The following is a 21,324-nucleotide window of genomic DNA, read 5'->3' on the forward strand; positions in this document are numbered from 1 at the left end:
TGTGTTGGCTGACACACTGCTTTCGCGAGCAAGCCCGCTCCCACAGGGATTGCGGTGTTTTTGAGAGAGTCATCACAGGCATGTCCTCTGCTTACAGACCGTTGGCCATGGCTTTGTCGATCAGCCAGTTCAGGGACGGGCCGCGATCGCTGGTCACTTCAACCGGGCGACCGGCGTAGGTGCTGTCCAGCGGGGCGTCGGGTTTGATCTGCACGCGGATGTCGGAGGACATTTCGCTGCTGTTCAGGCTGGTGCTGCTGACGATGGTGCCGGTGCGTACCTGCTCTTCATCCGCTACCTGGAAGTTCACGCGGGTGCCCGGGCGAACGTCGGCAAACTGGCGATAGGAGAAACGTGCATCAACGTTGGCCTGGCTGCCGCGTGGCACCAGTTGGAAGATCACGTCGCCCTTGCTGGCGTACTGACCGTCGGCGACCAGTTGCTGGGCCACGACGCAGTCGCAAGGGGAGGTGAGGGTGCCGGTCATTTGCTTGCCGAACAGCTCTTCGACCTTGGCCGGTTGCAGCTGGTCTTCGTCCAGATGGCCCTTGAGTACGTCGAGCATGCTGGTGCTGAAGGTTGCCAATGGCGCGCCTTTGGCGGCGACCGCATCGCCTTTGATCAGGCTTTGCACGGTGCCATCGCGGGGCATGGTCACGTTCATCCCGGGCACGCTCACCAGGCCGGAGGTGGCGTGGCTGACGAAGTACATGCCGTACACCGATTTGACCACGAAGCCGAATGCCGCCAGGCCCACCACGAAGATCCCGAGGCTGAAAGTCACGGCCCGCAGGCGGCCACCGACGCTCATGTTGCTGCCGCCGTCCTTGACCTTGCGCGCCTTGGTGAAGTTGTCGCGTTGCAGGGTTGCCAGCACGTCACCCATGGTTACGATGTCACCGGCCAGGTGCGAGGTGATCAGGTGGCGCAGGGTGGAGATGTCTTGTGCATCGAGGTTCTGGAACTGGCAACCGGTGCGGCCGGTCTGGCGGTCGTAGGAGCGAATCTGCAGCTCGACGTCCATCGCCAGGCCCAGGTTGTCGATCACGAATTGCAAGCGACCCTTGTGCACATCGCCGACTTTCAGCGGCTGCTGCGGGGCGTTGAAGGCCAGGCCGCCGGCTGACAGGTCGATCACCCGCACTTCCATCGGTGTTTGATCGGCGCCGAAGAAGCGCAGCTTGGCCGGGATTTTGACCCGGGCGTGTTGGCGCTGGGCTTCGGATTCGTGGACAACGTTGGCGTTTACTGGGCTATTCATGGTGTTTAGTTCCTAGTTAATTCAGGCTTGGCAGGGTCAAACCATCATCAGCAACACGGCGACGAAAATGCTGCCGGCGGAGAAGGTCATGGTCCGAGACGACCAGGTGTTGAACCAACGTTGAAAGCTGGCCAAATCGCGGGTCAGTTTGGTGTCCTGGCGGGTCCAGGACTGTTGATCAAGGCGGAAGAACACGTAGATCTTCACCAGCGCGCCCATGATCTGGTTGTAATAGAGAATCACCGGGTAAGCCGGGCCGATCTTGTGGCCGGAGCACGACAGCAGCAGGGTCAGAATCAGGCGGGTGATGCCGATCCACAGCAGGTAGGCGAGGATGAACGCGCCGCCGTATTTGAAGGTGGCGATGATCGCCACGGTCAGCCCCAGCAGAGAGGTCCACATCGACACGCGTTGATCAAACAGCACGATGCTGGTGAACAGGCCCAGGCGACGCATACCCAGGCCCAGGGCACGTGAGTTCTGGCGCAGGTTGTTGCCGTACCAGCGGAACATCAGTTTGCGGCTGGCCTTGATAAAGCTCTTTTCCGGCGGGTGTTCCACGGTGTGGATCGCGGCGTCCGGCACATAAAAGGTGTCGTAGCCCAGGCGCATCAGGCTGAACCAGCTGGACTTGTCGTCACCGGTCAAAAACTTGAAGCGGCCCAGGCGCCAGTGTTGCAGCGAGTCGCTTTCCACATCGGCAATGAAGCCCGGGTCGGTGACCACGTTGGCGCGGAATACCGACATGCGGCCGGTCATGGTCAGCACGCGTTTGGACAGGGCCATGGAGCACATGTTGATGTGGCGCTGGGCGAAGCGCAGCTTGTGCCACTCGCTCATGATGTAGCCGCCGCGCACTTCGCAGAACTCGTTGGTGGTCAGGCCGCCGACATTGCCGAACAGCTGGAACCACGGCACGGTCTTGCGCACTACGCCCTCGGCGAGCACGGTGTCGCCATCGATCACGGCCACTACGGCACGGTCGTCCGGCAGGTGGCGGGAGATGGCGCGAAAACCGAAGGCCAGGCCGTCACGCTTGCCGGTACCGGCGATGCGCACGAAGTCCAGTTTGACGTGGTCGGGCGGGTTCATCCTGGCCCACAGGCTCTTGACCAGCAGCTCATCGGACATTTCCACCAGGGAGCAGACCACGGTGGTAGGGAAGCCACATTCGATGGCCTCGCGGATCACCGAGCTGTAGACCTGGGCCGTGGTCAGCGCGTCGATCCGAAAGCTGGTAACCATCAGGAATACGTGGGACGGGTCTGCTGCCTTGCCCAGCTTGCGCACTTTGCGCCGCAGGTGCGGGTAGACCACGTACAGGAACAGCATGCCGCGAAAGAAATGCGTAGCACCCATCGAGTAGCGCCAGATACCGACGGCGCCAATCAGGAAAATAAAATTCTTCGACTCTGAGTCGAACGTACTCGCCGGCAACAGCAGGGCGAGTCCCATCAGCAGGCTCAGGAAAAACAGCCAGCCGGCAGATTGGAGGAGTACGTGTTTTAACTTGGACATAGGCGTCATTCCGCAGGTGAAGGAGGCTTCAAGCAGCAAGCGCCGGGGATCAGGACGCTTGCCGCTTGAAACTTGCCGTTGCTGTTACCAGCAAATGCCTTCGGTACGGCCGCTCACGCTGGTGGCCTTGGACATGAAGCCCACCAGGTCGACCACTTGCTTGCCGTGGGGTGCGTTGTGCGCCAGGGCACGGAACTTCTCATCGCGGTTGCCCAGGATGATCACGTCGGAGTTGTTGATCACTTCGTCGAAGTCCGAGTTGAGCAGGGACGACACGTGAGGAATCTTGCCTTCGATGTAGTCCTTGTTGGCGCCGTGCACGCGAGCGTATTCGACGTTGCTGTCGTAGATGCTCAGGTCGAAACCCTTGCCGATCAGCATCTCTGCCAGTTCCACCAGCGGGCTTTCGCGCAGGTCATCGGTGCCGGCCTTGAAGCTCAGGCCCAGCAGGGCGACTTTGCGTTTGTCGTGGCTGGAAACGATGTCGAAAGCGTTTTGCACCTGGGACTCGTTGCTGCGCATCAGCGAGTTGAGCAGCGGCGCATCCACGTCGAGGGAGCCGGCGCGGTACGTCAGGGCGCGCACGTCCTTGGGCAGGCAGGAACCGCCGAAGGCAAAGCCCGGGCGCATGTAGTACTGGGACAGGTTGAGGGTCTTGTCCTGGCAGACCACTTCCATCACTTCGCGACCGTCGACACCTACCGCCTTGGCGATGTTGCCGATCTCGTTGGCGAAGGTCACTTTGGTCGCATGCCAGACGTTGCAGGTGTACTTGATCATCTCGGCGACGGCGATGTCCTTGCGGATGATCGGCGCGTCGAGTTCTTCGTACAGCGACTGCAGAACATCGCCGGAAGCGGTGTCGAATTCACCGATGACGGTCATCGGCGGGAGGTCGTAGTCGGCGATGGCGGTGCTTTCACGCAGGAACTCAGGGTTTACGGCGACGCCGAAGTCGACGCCGGCTTTCTTGCCCGAGCAGTCTTCGAGAATCGGAATCACCACATTGGCCACGGTACCTGGCAGTACGGTGCTGCGGACCACGATGGTGTGACGGGAGGTCTTGTCACGCAGGACAAAACCGATCTCGCGGCACACCGATTCGATGTAGTTGAGTTCCAGGTCGCCGTTCTTCTTGCTCGGCGTGCCGACGCAAATCATCGACAGGTCGGTATCACGGATTGCCTCGGCGAAATTGGTGGTGCCGCGCAGTCGGCCGGTTTGAACGCCCTGGCTTAACAGCTCGCCCAGACCCGGTTCAACGATGGGGGATTTACCCGCGTTGATCAGGTCGATCTTTTCCTTGGAGATGTCTACGCCAACGACCTCATGGCCCCGTGCAGACAGGCAACCGGCACATACCGCGCCGACGTAACCCAAACCAAATATGCTGATGCGCATCGCATTTACCTCATTGTTAATCGTGCCACTAGATGGCCGGAGTTCATGTTTTGAAGCGTCACCCAGGCACTGGGAAGTGCGACGAATAAACGTCGGTATATCCAGTGCAGGCATACTAAAAGTCGAGTGACTAACTAATGCACTCAAGTTGTGCGCAACTTGGCCTTATTGTTGGGGCTTGCCCTGAAATGCAGCCAGCCTTCCTGGGGAAGGGCCTGGCGCCAGTGCCGCAAGGCGTTGGCAGGGGCTTTGAGCCCTTATATATCAACGGCTTGGGTTGTCTCACTGACCCATACAGGTGAGCTCAGCCTTGGCCTTGTCGGAGAAAGTAGTGAAACCTTTGCGTCCGCCTTCAACTAATCAGTTGATGATTTGACCATTGAGTCAAAGTTATATGACAACTTTGCTACTTCCCTTGGTCGCCACGTAAGTCATCTCTTACATCTTCAGAGATAATCGTTACCGGTGGTATGAGCGGTGCTTTAGGACATAGTTCCTGTCCACTCATCCTGTTTCCGGAAATTTCTTGAAATATTAGGAAAGATGGCACTAGTACTATTCTGATAGCACTTGCTATTTAGGCCAGTAGTTGCGGGGAGTTGCGAGGGGTAAATAGTTTTGTGCCACTACTGTTTTAAAAAAGTGGTGCCACTACGAAAAAAATTGACGAATGTCGAGTGAAATAAATGTTAGGGAATCTGAAGAATTATTTTTGACGCCAAATAAATGGCGAATTCGGAATTGGAATGCAAACAAAATGTGGGAGCGGGCTTGCTCGCGAAAGCGGCGTGTCAGGCAATAAAGGCATCGACTGAACCACCGCTTTCGCGAGCAAGCCCGCTCCCACATTTGGATCTTCGTTGTCAGGTTATTCCGGTGCGTGATCCCGCAGGAACACCAGGTTATCCGGCTTCGACTGCTCCGCATTGAAGCGATAACCCTGCACGTCAAACTCCTTGAGTGGGGCCGGGTCGTTGATGCGTTCTTCAATCACAAAGCGGCTCATCATGCCCCGGGCCTTCTTGGCGTAGAAGCTGATGATCTTGTACTGGCCGTTTTTCAGGTCCTTGAACTCGGTGTTGATGATTCGCGCATTCAATGCCGGGCGTTTGACTGCCGAGAAGTACTCGTTGGACGCGAGGTTGAGCAGCACGTCATCGCCTTGTTCGGCCAGGGCTTCGTTGAGCCACTCGCTGATGCGGGTGCCCCAGAAAGCGTACAGGTCCTTGCCACGGGCGTTGGGCAGTTTGGTGCCCATTTCGAGGCGGTACGGCATCATCAGGTCCAGCGGCCGCAGCAGGCCGTACAGGCCGGAGAGCATGCGCAGGTGGTCCTGGGCGTAGGTGAAGTCGGCGTCCTTGAGGGTTTCGGCGTTGAGGCCGGTGTAGACGTCGCCCTTGAATGCCAGCAGGGCTTGTTTGGCGTTGGCGGGGGTGAAGGCGGGGGTCCAGCTGCCGAAGCGTGCGGCGTTGAGGCCGCCGATTTTGTCGGAGACGTGCATCAGTTCGCTGATTTGCGCCGGGCTGAGTTCGCGCAGTTGTTCGATCAGCTCCTGGGAGTGGTCGAGGTATTGCGGCTGGGTGAAGCGCGGGGTGACCGGCTTTGACTCGAAATCGAGGGTTTTGGCGGGGGAAATCACCGTCAGCATGAAGTCGTCTCCTTTAATCGTGGGGGGATTCTAGGGGGTAGGGCGGTTTGACTCCACCTATGATGGTGATAGATAGCTGTGCGGTCGTTGGGGGGGCATATCCGTTTCTGCGGTTACGGCGGCTTATGGTTTCGCTCTTACAGTGAGTCACTTTGCAAAAGCGTTCAAAAGTGAGCCGCTGTAAGAGCGGAACCAATACAAGCCATCACTCAAATAACGCATATACACACCAACCCAATAGCGCCCCCACACGATCGGCTATAGTGCCCGACGACTCTGGAAAGGGAGACCCTTCGTGCGAATTGCGCTTTTACTGTCAGCCTGGCTCATCTGCCTGGGCGCCCAAGCCGCCCCCGTGGATGTAGCAACCCTAGACCGCGGCACCTGGCCCGAACGCCTCAGCAGCCCCGCCCTGTTCGACGTCGCCTCACGCGCAGAAATCCTGATGTTCGCCCACACCCTGCTCGCCAGCGAATCCCTCGACGAGCCCGCCCTCAAGCAGCGCCTGGGCCTGAAGATCATCAACCAGGCCTCGATCGACGACCTGCGCCGTCAACTCTGGCAACGGCTACTGGAAAACTACACCTTCGCCCAACAAAGCTGCGAACAGGACGCCTCCTTCTGCTACCTGGTGGAAAACATGGACGACCTGCGCGAACAAGCTGCCAAATTCGAAGTCAGCGACAACTCCTTCTATATAGGCTGGGCTGGCCCCAGCCGCGCATTCCACGAGCGCTACCTGGATGAACAGTTGCGCAAGGCCGCCCTGTTCCCCCAGATCAGCAGCGAAATCGCGCGCTTCGGCGACCACGAGCGCAACGGCGACGAACTCAACGACCGGATGTTCCTGCTGACCTTCGACAGCGGACCGTCCCCGGTCAGCGGCAATACCGACTGGCTCGCCGACTACCTGCGCAAACAGAAAATGCACAGCCTCTTCTTCGTGCTGGGCAACAGCCTGCAAACCCGCGTCGAGAAAAGCTCGGCCACCGATGTGCAGGCGCTGTACCAGGGCCAGTGCGTCGGCATCCAGGGCTGGCAGTACCGCTCCCATAGCCATTGGGTCGACTGGCAGTCGTCCATCACTCGCAGCGCCTCCCTGGCGCAAAACCTGATGCCGGAAAACTACCTGCCGCTGTTCCGCCCGCCGTACGGTCAGCGCCGGTCCGACAGCCAGGGATTTTTCCAGTCACAAGGGCTGCAAGTGGCCTTGTGGGACATCGACTCGGAAGACGAACCCGGCAAGCTCAAGGCTGATGAGTCGGCGAACCGCGTGCTCACACTGATGCTGTTGTGGCGGCGCGGGGTGATCGTCTTCCACGACACCCAGGACAAGGCGCGCATCGCTTTACCCTGGCTTTTACACGCCACGGCGGAAAGTGGACTCGGCTGGCAGGATTGCCGCGAAGCGTTTCGCTGAAAACGCACGAAAAGCCCGGCCCTGTTGGGGCTGAGGTTTTTCAGGGGGGAATTTGAGAGGTATTTCGATACAGGCGGACTTCCGACTTTAACGGTGCAATGCCGGCGCGCCTAGTGCTATTCGTCATCCTGAAAAATAAACTTCAAAAAAGCGTCAAAGTGCTTTTTCCTGTCATGTGTTTTGCGGTATTACGAAGACAGACAGCCGAAACCTGCAACACAGGTGGCGTCTTCCAAGACACCTCTTGTGTGCACCGCACTTGACGCCCCTCAAGTGCGTTCGACGGTCGAATCGAGGCGCAGCACTGTCGCGGTATTGCGTCGACTGGCTCCCACAAAGGTGACCGAGTATGGATGATCATGGACGTAACCCTTCTTCCGACCAGCCAATCCTTTATGTGCTTGATACCAATGTACTGATTCACGATCCAAACGCACTGCTCAACTTCGAAGAACACCACGTCGCCATCCCGATGATCGTGCTTGAGGAGCTCGACAAACTCAAAAGCGGGCACCACAGCGTTGCCGCCGAATGCCGCCAGGCCATCCGCCTGATCGACAAGACCCTCGGCGAAGCCTCCCCCGACGATGTCGAGGTGGGCGTACCGATCCAGCGTGGCAAAGGCGGGCCCAAGGGCTTGCTGTCGATTCTGATGAACAAGCGCAGCGAGCCCAACAGCTTGCTGCCGGAGAATCTGAACGACAACAAAATCATCAACCAATTGATCGACCTGCACGCACGCGACAAGGACCTGCGCCTGGTGCTGGTGACCAAAGACATCAATATGCGCCTCAAGGCACGAGCGTGTGGGATCGCTGCCGAGGACTACAGTACCGACCAACTGGTTGACGACGTGTCAATGCTGTCTCGTGGTTATCACACCATGACCGGCTCGTTCTGGGATCGCGTCAGCAAGGTCGAAACCCGTCAGGACCATGGCCGCACCTGGCACCAGGTACAGCTGATCGACAACCTGCCGGCTGTGCACATCAACGAATTCATCATCGACGAACAGGGTTTTGTGGGCTGGATCAAAGAGATCCAGGTCGACAAGCTGCTGATCCTCGACCTGCATCAGGAACCCCTGTTGCACCAGGAAGCCTGGGGCCTGAAACCGCGTGATATCTACCAGAGCCTGGCGCTGTATGCCTTGCTTGATCCGGACATCCACCTGGTCAACCTGACCGGCGCCGCAGGTTCGGGGAAAACTATCCTCGCCCTGGCCGCCGCCATCGAACAGACCATGGTTACCAAACGCTATCGCCGCATCATCGCCACCCGCAGCGTGCAGGGCCTGGACCAGGAAATCGGCTTCCTGCCCGGCACCGAAGCGGAAAAAATGGAGCCGTGGCTGGGGGCGATCACCGACAACCTCGAAGCCTTGCACATGGATGACGAAAACACCCATGGCAGCGTCGATTACATCCTCAGCAAAGTGCCGTTGCAGTTCAAATCCCTCAACTACATTCGAGGTCGCAGCTTCCAGCAGAGCCTGATTTTGATCGATGAATGCCAGAACCTCACGCCGCACCAGATGAAAACCATCATCACCCGTGCCGGCGCCGGTTCCAAAGTGGTGTGCCTGGGCAACCTGGCACAGATCGACACCCCTTACCTGTCCGCGACCAGCTCCGGGCTGACTTACCTGACGGAACGCTTCAAGGACTTCCCGAACGGCGTGCACATTGCGCTGCAAGGTGTCCCTCGCTCGATTCTGGCCGAATACGCCGAATCTCACCTGTAACCACGGTTAATGTGGGAGCTGGCTTGCCTGCGATAGCATCACCTCGGTGTAACTGACATACCGAGGTGCCTGCATCGCGGGCAAGCCCGACTCCCACAAAAGCCAGCTCCCACATTTGATCGGCGTTGGGTTTACAATCGGAGCTCCTGATCAGGAGTATCCCTGTGCTGACTCATCTCGATTCCCAAGGTCGCGCCCACATGGTCGACGTCACTGAAAAAGCCGTGACGTTCCGTGAAGCCGTGGCCGAAGCGCGGGTGCGCATGTTGCCCGAGACCCTGAAAATGATTGTCGACGGCGCCCACCCCAAGGGCGACGTGTTTGCCGTGGCCCGTATCGCCGGGATCCAGGCCGCAAAAAAAACCAGTGATCTGATTCCCCTGTGCCACCCGTTGATGCTCACCGGGGTCAAGGTCGAGCTCAGTGCCGATGGCTTGGACGCGGTGCGCATCGTCGCCCGCTGCAAACTCTCCGGGCAGACCGGCGTGGAGATGGAAGCGTTGACCGCGGCCAGTGTTGCCGCCCTGACGATCTACGACATGTGCAAGGCCGTGGACCGTGGCATGACCATCGAAGCCATTCGGCTGCTGGAGAAACTCGGCGGCAAGAGCGGGCATTTCAAGGCGGACCAGGCATGAGCATCAACGTACTGTTTTTTGCGCGCTACAGCGAAGCGATTGGCCTGGACTCCCTGAAGATGGAAGGCGATTTCGCGACGGTCGACGCTGTACGCCAGGCATTGGCCGGTGACCCGGAATTCGCAGTGCTCAATGAGACCAGCCTGATGTGCGCTCGTAACCAGGAACTGTGCGACCTTGAAGAGCCGCTGCAAGCTGGCGACGAAGTGGCATTCTTCCCGCCCGTGACCGGAGGCTGACCATGGCGATTCGGGTGCAGGCCGAGGCGTTTGATCCCGGCGCCGAGGTCAATGCGATGCATGCGGCCAATGTGGGCGTAGGCGCGGTGGTGAGTTTTGTCGGCTATGTGCGCGACTTCAATGATGGCCTGGATGTGGCAGGGATGTTCCTCGAACACTACCCGGGCATGACTGAAAAGGCCCTCGGCAAAATCGCCGTGGAGGCCGAGCAACGCTGGCCGCTGCTCAAGCTGGAAGTGTTGCATCGCATTGGCGCCCTGGAGCCGGGTGAGCCGATCGTGTTTGTTGCGGCGGCCAGCGCCCATCGTCAGGCCGCGTTCGATGCCTGCGCCTTTGTGATGGACTACCTGAAGACGCGCGCTCCGTTCTGGAAGAAGGAAAACACCAGCGAAGGGCCGCGCTGGGTGGAAGGGCGCGACAGCGATCACGCAGCCGCTGACCGCTGGAAATAACGTGTGGCGAGGGGCTTGCTGTGGCGAGGGAGCTCCCTCCCCACAGCAAGCTCCCCCGCCACACAGGTCAGGTCGAGGTTTGCAGCCGGTGGGGCGACAGCATCGCTTCGGTCAACCCGAACGCCGCCAATGCATCCGGCAACGGCTTGCCGCGCACCAGCGCCGCACTGGCCTGGCCCATCGCCGGAGACGTCTGGATCCCGTAGCCGCCCTGAGCCGCAATCCAGAACAATCCCTCCACCTGTGGATCGAACCCGCAGACCAGATCACCATCGCTGACGAAACTGCGCAGCCCGGCCCAGGTCCGCGCAGGCCGGCGGATACTCAGGGTGGTGGCTTCTTCGATGTGATAGATGCCGGTGGCGATGTCCAGCTCTTCCGGCTGCACGTCGTGGGGCTCCACCGGGTCGGCATTGGCCGGTGAGCCGAGGAACATGCCCGCGTCGGGTTTCATATAGAACGAACCGTCGAGGGCCGCCAGCTCCGGCCATGCGTGGATGTTCAGCTCGGCGGGTGGAGAGAAGACGAACGCGCTGCGACGTTTGGGTTGCAGGCCGATTTTCTGTGCACCGGCCAACTCGCCGATATGGTCGGCCCAGGCGCCGGCGGCGTTGATGATCACCGGGGCGCTGAAGTGTTGTTGGGCCGTGCGCACTTGCCACAGTCCCTGACCGTCGCGGGTCAGTTTCTGCACGTCACTGTCGGTGTGGATTTCTCCGCCATTGCGCCGAATGCCGCGCAGGTAACCTTGATAGAGCGCATCGGTATCGATGTCACACACGGTCGGGTCGTAGATCCCGCCATGGACTTTTTCCCGGCGCAGGATCGGCATCATGGCCATCGACTCCTCGACGTCGAGCAGTCGCGTTTCTGGCACAAGGGCTTTGGCACTCAGGTACTGGCGCTGCAACTCACCGGGGTCGCCAATCAAGTCCACCAGCAATTCGCCCCGTGGGGTGAGCAAGGGGTGTTCGGCAAAGCCTGCGGGCGGCTGATCGAAGAAGGCGCGGCTGCCCAGCGTCAGTGCGCGGACCTGGGGCGTGCCATAGGCGGCGATGTACAGGGCGGCGGAACGGCCGGTGGAGTGGTAACCCGGCATCGACTCGCGTTCCAGCACGATGACGCGGGCATGGTGTGACAGCCAGTAACCAGCGGATGCGCCGGCGATGCCACCGCCGATGATGAGGTAGTCGGCCTGGTTCATGTGTTCCTCCTGGATTTGAAAATGCTGAAACCAAATGTGCAGGCTTGCTTGCTCCTCCACAAGCCCGCTTTCACATTTATATTCAGCCTGGCGATAAAGCAGGAAATCGCTATTTCCTTTTGACCTGAAAATTCCGGAAAAACTGTTATTTCTAACAGTAGGCGGTCCCTTCTATAAAGCGCTTACTTGCATCAGGCCGGTACAAGATGTGGCGTTGATGATAACTGTTCCCTATGTTGGATAAGGAGAAGGAAATGAAAGCGGAAGATCCCAATGTTCGTTTAAAAACGTTTGATATTGAATTCCCTCGCGATGGTGGCAATGTAGTTAATAATGAGGTGTATCTGGGTGGCAAACAGCAATGTCAAGTCAATATAATTGTCCAAAAGGAGAGGAGAAACGCTGAAGGTATATGGGAGCTGGCAGCCTTTGAGGCGACGGAGCTTGAAAGTGCCACGGTGGTTGAGTATTCCACAAACCCAGAAGCGACAATTCCGGCCGGATGGTATTGTGATACAAAAAGGAACGAATTTAACATGGGTCGGTGGTCGGGGGTGCTTGAGGAACCCAGCATGGCTACAGCCCCTTCTAACCCTATTATTCAGCCGATGCCCGGTATTGGTCCGCTCGAAAATGAGAAGCGATACCTGAGGTGTGATCTGAGATCAAGTGGTAATCAGCAGTTTATGGCAAAAATTACGGTGGGACGTAAAACATATACAACTAATATGGAGAGAGATAATGTTAATTATCAATCATCTGTCACTGTTAAGTGTCAAGAGCCCTATACATTGTCTGCTGAGCGGCTCGATCATTGGGCTGATACCGACGCCTTTTCAGTGCAGGGTGTGGATGTGGATATTTATTATTGGACGCCCCCCCTTGGGTTGAGATTTGTCGAGAATATACCTCCGACTGATCCCGTAAAATTAAAAGATTCATCTGTTCAGGGGGATCACTTTGATATTTACTACACTCGGGACATTGGGCACGGTATTAGACAGATCGGCGGTGTCATACGGGGTAATACTGTTGGAAACATCACAATGAATAGCCTGCTGAAAAAATCTTCAGGGGGAAATGACCCAATTCCTGCGAACAAGCGCAATACCATCATGCGTGCTGCGCGAGTCAAGGCCTGGTTGGATAACCCCAACACCGATCAACAAGGGGCCAGTATTTGGACAATGGTCGATAGTTATGGCTGCTCGCATCACTATTACCTGACCGAGACCGACAATTACAATGTGATGGTGCTGCGCGCCACTTCAAAACCCTGACGTTCCAGGCATTTCATCCCCTCTCCAAGTGCGAAGCGGTGGACCTATGGACATCTATTCGAACGCGTTTAATTTCAGTGCCCACCTCGGCGGTTCGGTTGACCTGCGTACCGGGCAGTATGGGTGTCTGATTCGTTTGGCAGTCTTGAGCCCAAAAGGGCCGTTAGAGGTCAGTCGAGAGATTGCCTTGGCGTTCTCGATGATGGATACCCGCAACAGTGGCTACGGTAAAGGCTGGAGCTTGTCGAATACCGAATTTGACCCGAACAGCTTCAAGCTTACGCTACTCAACGGTGAACAATATCTAACCCAAGGGCTGCCCTCCGTAGGGGACAATGCTGTTATTACCGACCATAAGTTGAAGGACCTCACCATAAAACGGGTTGCGCAAAATACGCTGCACGTAATTTACAAGGATGGCACTGTCGAAATCCTGCGTCCCCTCAGCATTCCCGGTCCCTATAAGATCAGTGCTATCCAGTTCGAAAATGGCGAGCGGCTGACCTTCCGGTATGGCGGTAATAACTTATTGCAGAGCATTGTTGACGATAAAGAAACTGACCTGTTGATGTTGAAGTATTCCGCCGGATCGCTGGTAACCGCCGATACACTAATTGATGGTAATCGTTATGCCCGTACGCGATTTGAATATACTCATATCGACAATCAACTGACCAAGGTCACGGTTCCTTATGACTTGGCCGGGCCAGTCGCAAGTGAGGCCTATTCGTTTCAGTACCTCAGGTTGCCTGATGCAATGGTAGCTATTTCGCAGGTTATGACACCCATGGGGGGGCAGGAGATAATTCGGTATAACTCAAATGGGCATCAATACGATGCCCGTTTGTATATTCCGGTCGTCACCTACTGGGAGCAAAACCCCGGACGCGGGCAGCCCTCAGTCGTCCGCTCTTATAACTACAGTCCCAACCGTAACTTCACGGGATATCCTCTTAATGGCGGATTTCGCCAGGGCCAGGATAATTTGTATCGGGTGGATAGCGAGTACGCTTATTGGGCGGAAGAAACTTACGTTGATAATAATGGCAAGCCCCTGCGGTCGACCCGCGCCACTTATAATCGTTTTCACCTGATGACTGAGGAATTAATGCTAGCCAATGGCAGCCAGGTCAAAACCGAGACTGTCTACAATGAAGTTCGGGGCATCCAGTTTCCAAATCAGCCCGCCAATCTCCAACTTCCGAGCCGCATCACCAAGACCTTTGAGCTGTATCCCCAGGGTGGCAAACCCCCAAGGGCGGAAGTGGTCAGTATCACCACCGATGACTTCGGCAACGAACTAAGCCGCACCGAGGCCTCCGGCGTACGCACCGAATACACTTATTACCCGGTGACCGGCGAGCCCCGAAGATGCCCTGCCGACCCCCATGGACTCTTTCAACGTTACCTGAAGCTGGAAAAGCTTTTCCCGGCCAGATCGACCACTGCGGCTCGGACCACTGAACATTCCCACACCGACGTCTCGATAACGGGGGGCGGCTACTTCGTCATGCCGCTTGCCATCAACCTTGAAGGGGGCACCCATACGTCTTATACCTATCATTCTGTGGCCGCCAACCCCGCCCTGCATGGTCGCTTGAAAAGCTCCACGACGACGATCGACAAACTCTCTCTGGTCTCCGATTTCACCTGCACCTTCAATGGCGACTCGATCACCGAAGTCCGGAGCTTGAAGGGGCGTGAGCCTGGTCAATGGCTCGAGTCCGCGCGCACGTGGTCACTGACCAATCAGCGTCTGCTCGACATGACACGTGATGCCGTCGGCAGCCTGGCGATGACGTACGATGTCAGTGGGCGGCTGACATCGGAAACCGCCGCGCCAGGCACGCTCCAGATGGCCCGACGTCGTTATGCCTATCACTTTTCGGCCGGGGCCAAGATGGCCCATTTGGTCACCACGGATGCACAAGGCACCGTGCTCTTCACGTATTTCGATGGCATGGGACGCCAGCTCTCTGCTGCACAATCGCTTGATGGTATTGCAGGCAATGACAGGCTCCTGGGGGACTGGGCGTACGACGCACTCGGGCGGCTCGTGAAGCAAACCCGTCTGGATTATCTGGGTGATGGGCCGCGTACATTGAAAACCAGCCACGCCTATAACATTTGGGGCAACCCGTGGACGGTAACTCAACCCGATGGTCGGGTATTGATCGATGAATATGACCCGCTCCTCAACCGCCGGGTGACGGGGGTGCAAGGTGACGCGCAACTGGAAACCTGGTTCAACGAACACAATCAACCGGCACGGGTTGAGCGGGTGAGCGTTGGCGGTGCGCGCATTGTGGTGGAAACCCGTACTTATGACGGGCTGGGCCGCTGCACGGAGCGCATCGATGCCAGGAAGACCAAGACTGAATACGCCTATGACATTTTTGATCGTGTGGTGCGCAGCCTGGAAACCCCATCCGACGGAACGCCGCCCCGTGAGCGGTTGACGACGTATGCGCTTGGCACCAGCGAGCCAATGGTGCGCACCCTCACCGTAGACAGCAAGCTGCTTGGCACGCGTGAATACGACAGCCTGGGCCGCGTCATTTCCCAAGCGCGTGGCAACGCAACAGCCACGACCTGGGAGTACAAGCCCAACCAGGTTGCGCCAGTGGCGGTGACTTCGCCGCGCGGTGATCGTCAAGAGTACGGTCATGATCCTGAGCTGGAGACATTAACGAGCGTCAAGATGGCAGGGCATGCACCGATAGACCTTGAGTACGACCCCATCAGTGGAGCGATGCGACAATCACTCACCGCCGGGCTCAAGCATGAGATGAGTTACGACGAGAACGGCTATCTCGCCAAGGAAGTCCAGACGCTGGGCAGCCAGCCCTTGACTAGCCTGACGAGTTATTCGCCGGGTGGGCGGCTGTTGCGGCACTCCGCGGCGGATGGGCAGCACAGTGACCTCGTATATGACCAGTTCGGACGCCTCCAACAGACCACCACCGGTTTCGTCCGCATGATCCGGACTTACGATAGTCTGGGCCGCCTTTCGGCGCGAACCCTCAATTATCAAATGCGTCTTACCGACTCGGTGACCTTTGACGCATGGGGGCGTGAGTCGGAACGCAAGCTGGAACAGGACGGTGCGCTACTGCAGAACATTGTCAGCACCTATTACGACGATGGCCTGCTGGCCACTCGCACGTTGAAAGACGCGAATGACGCCGTGGTCACGGGCGAGACGTTCACTTACGATGGTTATTCGCGACTCAAATCCTATGTGTGCGAGGGCACGCAATACCCGATGGATAAATTGGATCGGGCGATCAAGGAACAGCGTTTCAGTTATGACGGTCTCGATAATATGACTGAAGTGCGGACAACGTTTATCGATGGCAGTAGCGACCGCAGCGAGCGGTTTTTCCAGGGTAAGGACCCTGCCTGCCTGACGCACCTGACCCATACAAACCCGGTACGAAACCTGACCCTGAGCTATGACGCCGCCGGTAATTTGCAACAGGGCACCTTCGGTCGCGGTTTCACGTACAACGGTTTTGACCAGCTCACTGCTGTACAGACCGCCACAGACAAGTACAGCTACCAGTACGACGGCGAAGCACGCCAGGTGCTTGCTGCGCGAGGCAACGAAGCTCCCGTGATGCTGGCCTATGCCGGGGATCGGCTCGACACGCTGGCGCAGGTCAGCATGCGGGCACGTTACGTGCGCGACGGTGACCAGGTGGTGGCCTACCGAGATAGTGGTAATTACCAGAAACTACTGGTTCTTGACGGCGCTGGCAGCGTCCGCGGTGTGGTGGCACCGATCACGGACAAGGTGCGCCGGCATTACGCACCCTACGGTGACGCCAGGATCGAGTTGCGGGATGACGTGTCGCCCACGATGATGGAAATGCAATTGCCCGCCTACAACGGCGAGCGGCTGGACGTACCGGTCAACCTCTATCACCTGGGTAATGGGCGCCGTGCCTATGACCCCGAACTGATGGTGTTTCTCTCTCCTGATCCCCTCAGTCCTTTTGACGAGGGCGGGATCAACAGCTACGCCTATTGTGGCGGTGACCCGGTGAATTGGTCGGACCCCAGCGGCCTCTTCAGTTTTCCAACATGGGCCCGGTGGGCACTGACCGGTGTTGCACTGGGCATGTCGGTGGTCACCGCTGGGCTTGCAACTGCGGGCTTGCTCGCTGCCATCGGCGCTCAAGCCGCTGCACTGACCATTGCCGGCAAGAGCGCGCTGTTGGTAGCCTCAGGCGCGGCCTCGGTAGGTGGGACGTTGGGGATTGCCGCACTGAGCGTTGAGGCGGTCGACAATCAGATGGGCTGGGATCGCTCCAGTCAAATCAACGTCCTGAACTGGGCATCGCTGACCTTTGCAGCGGTGGGTGTCGCGGCCAGTTTAGGGGGCGCAGGCATAGCGGCGACGGGCGCTTCCCGGGCGGTTGAAGTCGCCGCAAGCCCGGCGGTCCGAAGCTTCAGTCTATTGAGTTCCCAAGCAAGGGCTGGATTGCAGGCCGCTGGCAAGTTGCTGACCGGTGCTTCTTACAAGTTCTTCAATGACATTACGCTGCCAAGCCAAGCCTGGGGGGTGACGCGTTTTGGCTTGCGCGTGGTCAATCTGTACCGCTCGGTCGACGGTCGGATCAGAAAGCGCCAGCCGGCAGCGCCTATCGGGGGCGATGCCGAGAACTTGCAGCAGCCACTGGGGCAGCCGCAACCCCAGCCTCAGGCCCATCGCCTTGTCGATATGTCGGGCAGCAGCTTCACTTTCCATGAGGCCTTTTCGCAGGAGGCCTCGCGTGTTCGCCAACCGATCCTGGCCGAATGGAATTCGGCCTGAGGTCTTCCAGCTTAAGGGCGTTTGCGCTCCACCGGACGCAACAAATGCGTCGGCGGCGTTTCGCAGCTGATCTTGCGGCCCAGCAAGGTTTCGATCGACGGCAACTGATACGAGTCGTCTTCACCGGCAAAGCTGATGGACACGCCCGCCGCGCCCGCGCGGCCGGTACGGCCAATCCGGTGCACGTAGTCGTCTGGCACTTCCGGCAGGGTGAAGTTGATCACGTGGCTGATGCCATCGATGTGAATCCCGCGCCCGGCCACGTCGGTGGCCACCAGCACGCGAATCTTGCCTTCGCGGAAACCTTCCAGGGTCTTGATGCGCTTGTGTTGCGGCACGTCGCCGGACAGTTGCGCGGCATTCACGCCATCACGCACCAGCCGTTCTTCGATGCGGCGCACTTCGTCCTTGCGGTTGGCAAACACCATGACCCGCTCCCAACCGTTGTCGTTGACCAGGTTGTAGAGCAGCTTGTATTTGTCGGCACCGGCCACGGCATAGATGTGCTGTTCGACGTTCTCGCTGGCGACGTTGAGTGCCTCGATCTCGACGATGGACGGGTCGGTGGTCCACTGCTTGGCGAGGTTCATCACGTCTTCGGTGAAGGTCGCGGAGAACAGCAGGGTCTGGCGCTCGTTTTTCGGCGGGGTCTGGCGAATGATCTGACGCACTTGTGGGATGAAACCCATGTCGAGCATGCGGTCGGCTTCGTCCAGCACCATCACTTCGACCATGTCCAGGTGCACGTCGCCGCGCTGGTTGAAGTCCAGCAAGCGCCCCGGCGTGGCCACCAGGATGTCGCAGTGGCGCGCTTCCAGGTGCTTGAGCTGCTTGTCGAAGTCCATCCCGCCAACAAACGTCATCACGTTGAGGCCGGTGTACTTGGTCAGGTCGGCGGCGTCCTTGGCGATCTGTACCACCAGCTCCCGGGTCGGGGCGATGATCAGTGCGCGGGGTTCACCCATGTAGCGCTCTTTTGGCGGTGGGGTCTGCAACAACTGCGTAATGATCGAGATCAGGAACGCAGCGGTCTTGCCGGTACCGGTCTGGGCGCGACCGATGGCGTCTTTGCCGGCGAGAGTGAAGCCCAGCACTTGCGCCTGGATCGGCGTGCAGTACGGGAAACCCAGGTCCTGGATGGCGTGCATCAGTTCCGGGGCGAGCTTGAAATCATGAAAGCGGGTTTTGCCTTCCTGGGGTTCGACAACGAAGTCTTCCAGTTTCCAGGGAATAACCACAGGTTTGGGCGCGCGTTCACGGCGCGGCTTTTCCTGGCGTGGCTCCTGGCGTGGTTGGTCGGCGGCTGGCTCTTCAGCGACGTTAACCGTGGCGGGTGTGGTCACCGGCTCTTTTTTTGGCGAGGCTACAGGTGCGGTCCGGCCAGGCTGCTGGCCGTCATTGCGGCTGCCTTGAACGTGGGCGGGGGCACTGGAACCTGGCGCGAGCTGCTCAGCCTCGCTTTTACCGAACATCTTCTTGAGTGCTTTGAGCACGGTCATCTCATCAATTGGTTAAGGAATGTACGCCGGCCAGTGTAATGCAAGAATCGGGCGCGGCGTAGTGCGTTGGTCATGCGGCTACACAATGGGTGGTTTTCAGCCCAGGCGGGCGGCCAACCAGTCACCGATATCGCGTATCTCCTGGGGTAACACTTCATGGCCCATTGGGTATTCCTGCCATGCAACGGTGACACCGCGCGACTTCAAATGCTCATAGGCGCTGCGACCCATGGCGTTCTGCACCACGTCGTCGTATTGGCCATGCAGGCACAGCGCCGGAATCCGTTGCTGGCTGGCCGACAATTCAAGTTCGTCACCGAAGGTGGGAGCGTAGGTGGAAAGGGCAATCACGCCACCCAATGCGCCCTGCCATTTCAGGAAAGCGGTGTGGAACACCACGGCGCCACCCTGGGAAAAACCGGCGAGGAAAATCCGCGAGGCGTCTATCCCGCTGCTTTTTTGTTCCTTGATCAGGTCGGTAACCATTTTTGCCGAGGCTTCCAGCTCTTCAACACTGATGGAACGCGCCGGGCTCATGGCCTTGATGTCGTACCAGCTCGGCATCTCGTAGCCGCCATTGATGGTCACCGGGCGTGTCGGCGCCTGGGGCAGGACAAAGCGCGTCGACAGGAGTTTTTCCTGCAGGGCTTCGGCCACGGGCAGGAAGTCGTAGCGATCGGCACCCAGGCCATGCAACCAGATTACGCAGGCGTCTGCGGGCTTGGCGGGCTGAAGAATCAAGGGTTCGGTCATGTCTGCTCCATAAATGTGCGTGCGCTCCGATTGAGTGCGTCGGAACGGTGCGCGACGGGTTGATCTGTTAAGAGAATGTCGCAAGGTTGAATCTTTTGCTCTTGACCATGGGCTGAAACGACTCAGCCATCAGTCTGGTACGGGGCTTGCTATGTGAAACCCGATGTCAAGGCTCACCCCAGGCGGTAACACTATCAGTGACTGGCGCCTGTGGGATAGCAACTGGACTTAAAGCAAAAACCTCATGCTGTTTGACCCCAAAAAAAGCCAACACGGGTCGATGTCGCCTCATAAGGGTGCGGTGGGGTTCGAGCTCCGACACAACAAGAGCAAAACTGGAGGTTTGAATGAAGGTATTGAAATCCACCCTGGCCATCGTGACCGCGGCTACCGTACTGGGTGTCAGTGGTTTCGCCCAGGCTGGCGCCACTCTGGATGCCGTGCAGAAGAAAGGCTTTGTGCAGTGTGGCGTGAGCGACGGTCTGCCGGGCTTCTCGGTGCCGGACGCCAGCGGCAAGATCCTCGGGATCGACGCTGACGTGTGCCGTGCTGTTGCCGCTGCCGTATTCGGCGACGCAACCAAGGTCAAATTCAGCCAGTTGAATGCCAAGGAGCGTTTCACCGCGCTTCAGTCTGGCGAAGTCGACATCCTGTCGCGCAACACCACCATGACCAGCTCCCGCGATGCCGGCATGGGCCTGAAATTCCCGGGCTTCATCACCTACTACGACGGTGTTGGTTTCCTGGTGAACAACAAGCTGGGCGTGAAAAGTGCCAAGGAACTGGACGGTGCAACCATTTGCATCCAGGCCGGTACCACCACTGAGCTGAACGTCTCCGACTACTTCCGCGCCAACAACCTGAAGTACACCCCGATCACGTTCGACACCTCCGATGAAAGCGCCAAGTCGCTGGAATCCGGTCGTTGCGACGTACTGACCTCCGACAAGTCCCAGCTCTACGCACAGCGCAGCAAGCTGGCTTCGCCGAAAGACTACGTGGTATTGCCGGAAACCATTTCCAAAGAACCACTGGGCCCTGTCGTGCGTAACGGCGACGACGAGTGGCTGGCCATCGTGCGCTGGGTTGGCTACGCCATGCTCAACGCCGAAGAAGCCGGTATCACCTCCAAAAACGTCGAAGCTGAAGCCAAGTCCACCAAGAACCCGGACGTTGCCCGTCTGCTGGGTGCTGACGGCGAATACGGCAAAGACCTGAAAGTGAAGAAGGACTGGGTCGTACAGATCGTCAAGCAGGTCGGTAACTACGGCGAAGTGTTCGAGAAAAACCTCGGCAAGAGCACGCCTCTGGAAATCGATCGTGGCCTGAACGCTCTGTGGACCAACGGTGGCATTCAATACGCACCACCTGTGCGCTGATCGCTGATGGTTCTATCACCCGGTGGGCCAACCGCCGGGTGATGTTCTGTTCCATTATTTCTGGGGCAC

The 21,324-nt window shown here is 58.3% G+C and carries 15 protein-coding genes; 8 read left to right on the forward strand and 7 right to left on the reverse strand.

What is annotated here, in order from left to right; all coding sequences use genetic code 11:
• Positions 1 to 91 precede the first annotated feature (91 nt).
• From HX817_RS11815 to yaaA, 4 genes are all read right to left on the reverse strand, one after another.
• Complete coding sequence (locus HX817_RS11815) at positions 92 to 1,261, reverse strand: alginate biosynthesis protein Alg44 (protein WP_003216292.1); 1,170 nt, start codon at positions 1,259 to 1,261, stop codon at positions 92 to 94.
• A gap of 36 nt (positions 1,262 to 1,297) precedes the next feature.
• On the reverse strand, positions 1,298 to 2,779 hold the full coding sequence (alg8, locus tag HX817_RS11820) for a mannuronan synthase (protein ID WP_017477650.1): 1,482 nt from the start codon (positions 2,777 to 2,779) through the stop codon (positions 1,298 to 1,300).
• Between the two features lie 84 nt (positions 2,780 to 2,863).
• Positions 2,864 to 4,180: a nucleotide sugar dehydrogenase gene (locus tag HX817_RS11825; RefSeq protein ID WP_003216295.1), complete on the reverse strand. Its 1,317-nt coding sequence runs from the start codon at positions 4,178 to 4,180 to the stop codon at positions 2,864 to 2,866.
• Positions 4,181 to 5,048: 868 nt separating this feature from the next.
• Positions 5,049 to 5,828 (reverse strand): peroxide stress protein YaaA, encoded by a 780-nt coding sequence (gene yaaA, locus HX817_RS11830; protein WP_177040280.1) that lies wholly within the window; start codon positions 5,826 to 5,828, stop codon positions 5,049 to 5,051.
• Positions 5,829 to 6,123: 295 nt separating this feature from the next.
• Between yaaA and HX817_RS11835 the strand changes: the two genes are divergently transcribed.
• The 5 genes from HX817_RS11835 to moaE all read left to right on the forward strand — a co-directional run bounded on the left by HX817_RS11835 (position 6,124) and on the right by moaE (position 10,321).
• Positions 6,124 to 7,248 carry a polysaccharide deacetylase family protein gene (locus tag HX817_RS11835; RefSeq protein WP_003216300.1) on the forward strand — a complete coding sequence of 375 codons (1,125 nt, stop codon included), beginning with the start codon at positions 6,124 to 6,126 and terminating at the stop codon, positions 7,246 to 7,248.
• A gap of 349 nt (positions 7,249 to 7,597) precedes the next feature.
• Positions 7,598 to 8,992: a PhoH family protein gene (locus HX817_RS11840; protein WP_008435664.1), complete on the forward strand. Its 1,395-nt coding sequence runs from the start codon at positions 7,598 to 7,600 to the stop codon at positions 8,990 to 8,992.
• Between the two features lie 164 nt (positions 8,993 to 9,156).
• Positions 9,157 to 9,630, forward strand: a complete 474-nt coding sequence (gene moaC, locus HX817_RS11845) for a cyclic pyranopterin monophosphate synthase MoaC (protein ID WP_177040281.1) — start codon at positions 9,157 to 9,159, stop codon at positions 9,628 to 9,630.
• On the forward strand, positions 9,627 to 9,869 hold the full coding sequence (gene moaD, locus HX817_RS11850; RefSeq protein ID WP_177040282.1) for a molybdopterin converting factor subunit 1: 243 nt from the start codon (positions 9,627 to 9,629) through the stop codon (positions 9,867 to 9,869). Before moaC ends, moaD begins: the two co-directional genes overlap by 4 nt.
• A gap of 2 nt (positions 9,870 to 9,871) precedes the next feature.
• Entirely contained in the window at positions 9,872 to 10,321 is a 450-nt protein-coding gene (gene moaE, locus HX817_RS11855; protein ID WP_087692831.1) for a molybdopterin synthase catalytic subunit MoaE, read from the forward strand.
• A 67-nt stretch (positions 10,322 to 10,388) separates the two neighbouring features.
• Here the strand turns inward: moaE and HX817_RS11860 are convergent, their stop codons facing one another.
• On the reverse strand, positions 10,389 to 11,525 hold the full coding sequence (locus tag HX817_RS11860; RefSeq protein WP_177040283.1) for an FAD-binding oxidoreductase: 1,137 nt from the start codon (positions 11,523 to 11,525) through the stop codon (positions 10,389 to 10,391).
• A 254-nt stretch (positions 11,526 to 11,779) separates the two neighbouring features.
• On the opposite strand from HX817_RS11860, the gene HX817_RS11865 reads away from it, so the two are divergent.
• Complete coding sequence (locus tag HX817_RS11865) at positions 11,780 to 12,805, forward strand: hypothetical protein (protein WP_087692829.1); 1,026 nt, start codon at positions 11,780 to 11,782, stop codon at positions 12,803 to 12,805.
• A 46-nt stretch (positions 12,806 to 12,851) separates the two neighbouring features.
• A complete protein-coding gene (locus tag HX817_RS11870; protein ID WP_177040284.1) occupies positions 12,852 to 17,624 on the forward strand; it encodes an RHS repeat domain-containing protein in 4,773 nt (1,590 codons plus the stop codon).
• Between the two features lie 11 nt (positions 17,625 to 17,635).
• Here the strand turns inward: HX817_RS11870 and rhlB are convergent, their stop codons facing one another.
• Positions 17,636 to 19,123, reverse strand: a complete 1,488-nt coding sequence (rhlB, locus tag HX817_RS11875; protein WP_023659203.1) for an ATP-dependent RNA helicase RhlB — start codon at positions 19,121 to 19,123, stop codon at positions 17,636 to 17,638.
• A gap of 96 nt (positions 19,124 to 19,219) precedes the next feature.
• Positions 19,220 to 19,876: an alpha/beta hydrolase gene (locus tag HX817_RS11880; RefSeq protein WP_177040285.1), complete on the reverse strand. Its 657-nt coding sequence runs from the start codon at positions 19,874 to 19,876 to the stop codon at positions 19,220 to 19,222.
• Between the two features lie 347 nt (positions 19,877 to 20,223).
• On the opposite strand from HX817_RS11880, the gene HX817_RS11885 reads away from it, so the two are divergent.
• The gene (locus HX817_RS11885) at positions 20,224 to 21,255 is read left to right on the forward strand and encodes an amino acid ABC transporter substrate-binding protein (RefSeq protein WP_003216321.1); all 1,032 of its coding nucleotides are present in this window, start codon (positions 20,224 to 20,226) and stop codon (positions 21,253 to 21,255) included.
• Positions 21,256 to 21,324 lie beyond the last annotated feature (69 nt).

It is taken from the genome of Pseudomonas sp. C6002 (assembly GCF_013385805.1).
Lineage (GTDB): Bacteria > Pseudomonadota > Gammaproteobacteria > Pseudomonadales > Pseudomonadaceae > Aquipseudomonas.

Excerpts from the sequence above, each read along its gene's own strand:
- HX817_RS11825 (WP_003216295.1), bottom strand. The coding sequence starts at position 4,180 with ATGCGCATCAGCATATTTGGTTTGGGTTACGTCGGCGCGGTATGTGCC.
- HX817_RS11815 (WP_003216292.1), bottom strand. The coding sequence starts at position 1,261 with ATGAATAGCCCAGTAAACGCCAACGTTGTCCACGAATCCGAAGCCCAG.
- HX817_RS11880 (WP_177040285.1), bottom strand. The coding sequence starts at position 19,876 with ATGACCGAACCCTTGATTCTTCAGCCCGCCAAGCCCGCAGACGCCTGC.
- moaE (WP_087692831.1), top strand. The coding sequence starts at position 9,872 with ATGGCGATTCGGGTGCAGGCCGAGGCGTTTGATCCCGGCGCCGAGGTC.
- rhlB (WP_023659203.1), bottom strand. The coding sequence starts at position 19,123 with ATGACCGTGCTCAAAGCACTCAAGAAGATGTTCGGTAAAAGCGAGGCT.
- HX817_RS11885 (WP_003216321.1), top strand. The coding sequence starts at position 20,224 with ATGAAGGTATTGAAATCCACCCTGGCCATCGTGACCGCGGCTACCGTA.
- yaaA (WP_177040280.1), bottom strand. The coding sequence starts at position 5,828 with ATGCTGACGGTGATTTCCCCCGCCAAAACCCTCGATTTCGAGTCAAAG.
- moaD (WP_177040282.1), top strand. The coding sequence starts at position 9,627 with ATGAGCATCAACGTACTGTTTTTTGCGCGCTACAGCGAAGCGATTGGC.
- HX817_RS11840 (WP_008435664.1), top strand. The coding sequence starts at position 7,598 with ATGGATGATCATGGACGTAACCCTTCTTCCGACCAGCCAATCCTTTAT.
- HX817_RS11865 (WP_087692829.1), top strand. The coding sequence starts at position 11,780 with ATGAAAGCGGAAGATCCCAATGTTCGTTTAAAAACGTTTGATATTGAA.
- HX817_RS11860 (WP_177040283.1), bottom strand. The coding sequence starts at position 11,525 with ATGAACCAGGCCGACTACCTCATCATCGGCGGTGGCATCGCCGGCGCA.
- HX817_RS11870 (WP_177040284.1), top strand. The coding sequence starts at position 12,852 with ATGGACATCTATTCGAACGCGTTTAATTTCAGTGCCCACCTCGGCGGT.
- alg8 (WP_017477650.1), bottom strand. The coding sequence starts at position 2,779 with ATGTCCAAGTTAAAACACGTACTCCTCCAATCTGCCGGCTGGCTGTTT.